Origin of the sequence: Trabulsiella guamensis ATCC 49490 (genome assembly GCF_000734965.1) — a bacterium.
Classification (GTDB): domain Bacteria; phylum Pseudomonadota; class Gammaproteobacteria; order Enterobacterales; family Enterobacteriaceae; genus Trabulsiella; species Trabulsiella guamensis.
The window spans coordinates 1-5,145 of record NZ_JMTB01000087.1; the positions used below are offsets into that span (position 1 = coordinate 1).

At 56.5% G+C, this 5,145-nt stretch carries 2 protein-coding genes; both read left to right on the top strand.

The features are described 5' to 3' along the window. A partial coding sequence (locus GTGU_RS13790) for a hemagglutinin repeat-containing protein (RefSeq protein ID WP_245609614.1) occupies positions 1–4,442 on the top strand: 4,442 nt, incomplete at its 5' end. A 29-nt stretch (positions 4,443–4,471) separates the two neighbouring features. Next, positions 4,472–5,145, top strand: a 674-nt coding sequence (locus GTGU_RS26680; protein ID WP_245609615.1) for a hemolysin, incomplete at its 3' end; no start/stop codon positions are given.

Here is a 5,145-nt window from a genome sequence, read left to right on the forward strand (position 1 = left end):
TTTACAGTCTGGCCGCCATGCAGCTCGCCACCGCCGGACTCAATAATCAGAACGGCACGCTGGGAGCAAAAGGCGACTTCACGCTCAGGGCCGACTGGCTGGATAACAGCAATGGCGGGCGTGTGGTGGGTGAACAGGCCACCACCTTCACGGTAAACCGGCTTGATAACCGCAACGGCCAGATACAGAGTGTCGGCAGTCTGCTGCTGAATGCCGTACAGGGTGTGATGGATAACACGCTGGGACTTATCCGCAGCGGTGCCACCGTCACCCTTAACGTCGCCTCGCTGATTAACCGGGACACACAGTACGCAGAAAAAGGCATTGAGGGGCTGAACGTGGTTATCAGCAGCAGGACGCTGGATAACACGAACGGCACACTTCTGACCGGACAGGCTCTGTCCATCACAAACAGCGGTACGCTGGATAATACCCGTGGTGAACTCGCCGCCGGTGGCACGCTGTCGCTGGGCGGGACTGCGCTTATTCTGGTCAATACCGCAGGCGTGGTGAAGGCCGGAGAGCGAATGTCCATTCAGGCTGACCGCATCGGCGGGGATGGTCAGTTACTGTCCCTGGGCAATATGGTGCTGAACAGCCGTCAGGATATTGTCAATACCGGGGAGATGATTGCCAATGGCAGCTTCACCCTGACGACGCCGGGGCTTGTCACCAACAGCGGAAAACTGCTGGCCGGGGCTAAACTCGACCTCACCTCCGGTAACCTGTACAACAGTGCCACCGGGGAGATTGCCGCAGGCCATACCTGGCTGACGGTGGCGAACACGCTGAACAACTACGGTCTGATTGACGGAAACTGGACGCTGCTGAAGGCCGGGACGCTGAACAATACCGGTAGCGGACGTATTTACGGTGATTACGTTGGTATTCAGGCCGGGATACTGAATAACCTGGCAGAAAACGGAACGGCGGCCACCATCGCCGGACGCGAGCGCGTGGACATTGGTGCAGGCGTCATCAATAACCGCGACCATGCCCTGATTTACAGTGCGGGTGACATGGCCGTTGCAGGCAGGCTGGACGCAAACGGGCTGGCAACCGGCCAGGCGGGCACGCTGAATAACCACAGCGCGACCATTGAGTCAGCCGGAAATATGTCCCTGTCTGTCGGACAGCTCAACAACATCAATGACCATTTCACCACCGACGTGGTGCATATTTCCACAGAAAATATTCACGAGTACCAGCATAACGGCTCCCCGAACCGCTGGGATGCAAACGCCGACGGTGTGTTTATCGACCGTAACTCTGCGGATAATCTGTTAAATCTGAACACACCGGAAGATACCGGCCATAACAACGATAATTTCTACGAATATCAGTACACCCGTTCCATTGAAGAGGAAGTGATTAAGGACAGCGATCCGGGGAAAATCCTTTCCGGCAGGCATCTGTCAATTAATGCAAATCATGTCCTGAACGATAAAAGCCAGATAGTGGCGGGCGGTACGCTGGGGATTGTGGCCGACAGCGTGGATAACGTGATGCCGGAAGGCAGCCGCTGGATAACCGATGAAGGCACGGTGACGCACTACTCGCGCAGGAGCAGCAAAGGCTCAGACTCACAGCGTACAAGTACGTCTGATTATGTCCCTCCGACCGTAATACAGAGCATCAGCCTGCGTCCCGGCAAACTGGAGGGGAACAGCACCGTTGACGGCAGCGGACTTCAGCTTGCGTCTGTGGCACAGCAGGGAACCACCACCACCATCAGTGGTACAGGAAATATCACCGCAGGTGTTAACGGACATGATATCAGCACCGGAACAGATATTCCGGCGCGTCATCCTGTCGTACTGAAACCGGGCCAGCAGTTCGAAGTGCCGGTAAGTGAAGATGTCTCCGGGGACAACAGCAGTCAGACCGTGGTTCGTATCACCGGCCCGAACACACAGTTACCGGATAACAGCCTGTTTAAAACCCATCCTGAACCGGGCGCGGCGTATCTGGTGGAAACCGATCCGCGCTTTACGAATAACAAACAGTGGCTCGGCAGCGACTATATGCAGAATGCGTTCGCCCTGAACCATGACAATATGCACAAGCGCCTGGGCGACGGGTATTATGAGCAGCGTCTTGTTCGCGAACAGGTGATCGCCCTGACCGGCAGCCGTTACCTCGGTGATCACCGCAGTGATGAAGAACAGTTTAAGGCGCTGATGGATGCGGGGATCACCTTCGGGCAGAAATATCACCTTATCCCCGGTGTGGCGCTGACCGCAGAGCAGATGAGCCTGCTGACTGACGATATGGTGTGGCTGGTCAACACGCAGGTTCAGCTTGCGGACGGCACCTGGCAGACGGTGATGGTGCCGCAGGTCTATGCCCGCGTGAAACCGGGCGACATGGATGGCTCCGGTGCCCTGCTGGGGGGACAGAATGTGGTGATGAACCTCAGCAGCGACCTGGTGAACAGTGGCACCCTCAACGGACGTGAAGCCGTTGCACTCAGCGCAGACAATATCACCAACAAGGCAGGCACTATCCAGGGGGCGGATGTCAGCCTTCAGGCGCGTACCGATATCAACAATATCGGCGGTATCATCAGCGGGAATAACACCGTACTGGCGAATGCCGGACGTGACATCAATGTTGTCACCACCACCCGTAGCGCACAGAGTACCGCCGGAAATAACCACTTTGAGCGGACCACCATTGAGCGCACGGGCGGTATCTATGTTCAGGGCGATGACGGTAAACTCTCCCTTTCTGCCGGGCGGGACATCAGTCTCACCGGGGCACAGGTGGTTAACAGCGGTAAGGACAGCCAGACCGTACTGAACGCGGGGCGCGACCTGAACCTGAATACCGTGACCACCTCGGCCAGCGACAGTCTCTCCTGGGACAAAAATAACTGGCTGAAACAGTCCGCCACACAGCATACCGGCAGTGAAATCAGCGGTGCCGGGTCGGTGGTGATGGTGGCCGGACGGGATGTGAACGCGCAGGCTGCCACCGTGTCAGCAGGCAAGAGTCTCGGGGTCGGTGCAGGTCGCGATATCAACATTACTTCTGCCACAGACAGCAGTGAATTTGAATCCAGACACAAATACACCGGCAGCAGCGGCGCATTCTCGAAAAAAACGACCACCACGCATGATGTGGTGAACAGCGAAACCGCACAGGGTTCACTGTTCAGCGGTGACAGCGTGAAGATGCAGGCGGGAAATAATCTTCTGGTTCAGGGCAGCCATGTCGTTGCAGACAACGACGTCCGTCTTCAGGCCGGAAACAATCTGACCATCACCACCGCCGAAACGCGCAGTTCAGAAAGCCATCAGAAGCAGGAGAAGAAGTCCGGTCTCTCGGGGACGGGCGGAATCGGAATGACTTACGGTACCCAGGCGCTGAAAGTTACGGATACCGCGCAGAATGTCTCGCACCAGGGCAGTACCGTGGGGTCAGTGAAAGGTAATGTCACCCTCAGCGCGGGTAATGACCTGAATGTAAAAGGCTCTGATTTGATTGCAGGCAACGACATGACGCTGGCCGGTAAGAACGTCAGCGTCACTTCCGCAACAGAAAACAGCCGTCAGACGCACGAAGTGGAACAGAAGAGTTCCGGTTTCACCCTTGCCCTTTCGGGGACGGCGGGCAGCGCCGTCAACAGTGCGGTGCAGTCGGCAAACCAGGCGAAAGAGACGGATAATGACCGCCTTGCCGCGCTCCAGGGCGTGAAGGCGGCGCTTTCCGGTGTCCAGGCCTCGCAGGCTGTTCGTATGGATGCGGCGCAGGGAGACCAGGCGTCAAATACCAACACCGTGGGTGTCAGTCTCTCGTATGGCAGCCAGTCGTCAAAATCCACCCAGACCAGTGAACAGACCACCTCAAAAGGCAGCAGCCTGACCGCCGGGAATAATCTGGCCGTCATCGCTACCGGCAGCGGTCAGAAAGGCCAGGATGGCGATATTCTGATACAGGGGAGCCAGGTCAGCGCAGGCAATGACGCCCTGCTGTCTGCTAACCGCGACGTTAACCTGGTTTCGGCTGAAAATACCTCCAGGCTCGAAGGGAAAAACGAAAGCAAGGGTGGAAGTGTTGGAGTCGGCATCGGTGCAGGCTCCGGTGGCTGGGGGATTAACGTCTCGGCCAGCGTCAATGCCGGTAAAGGCAGCGAGAAAGGCAACGGCACCACTCACACGGAAACCACGGTCAATGCAGGAAACAATCTGACCATCAACAGCGGACGTGATGCAAACCTTATCGGGGCACAGGTCAGCGGTGAGAGCGTGACGGCAGATATCGGGCGCGACCTGACGATCCGCAGCGAACAGGACAGCGACAGCTATCACAGTAAACAGCAGAACGTTAACGCAGGGGCCAGCTTCAGTTTCGGCTCCATGTCCGGCTCTGCCAGTGTTAACGCCAGCCGCGACAAAATGGACAGTAACTACAGGTCGGTTAATGAGCAGAGCGGATAACGGCAGGCAACGGTGGCTATGACATTAAGGTGGGTGGTCATACCCAGCTTGACGGTGCGGTTATCGCCTCTTCAGCCACTGATGATAAGAACCGCCTGGATACGGGTACGCTGGGCTGGACCGATATCCACAACGAGGCGAAATATAAGGTTGAACACCAGAGCGTCGGGATGAGTACCGGTGGCAGCATCGGCGGGCAGTTTGCCGGAAACATGGCAAACAGTATGCTCAGCGGCGGGAACAGCAGCGGCAGTGCCGAAGGAACCACATCGTCGGCCATCAGCAGCGGTAACATTATTATCCGGGATAAAGATAACCAGCAGCAGGACGTGAATGACCTGTCCCGTGATACAGCAAATGCCAACGGCAGCATCGGTCAGATATTTGATAAGGAAAAAGAGCAGCAGAAGATACAGGAATCGCAGCTCATCAGCGACATTGGCACACAGGTGTCTGATATTGCACGTACTGAAGATGTTATTTCGGCAGCACAGAAAGCCAGTGAAAAACGTCAGAACGCATCAGAGGAAGAACGTAATGCGGCAAAATCCGAATGGGAAAAAGCGCATCCGGGCAAAACAGCGACAGAGACGGACATCAACGAGGTTATTTACCAGAATGCGTATGCTGACGCAATGAAGGATGCCACCAGTGGCACAGGCAGCCGTACCCAGCAGGCTATCCAGGCTATAACGGCGGTGGC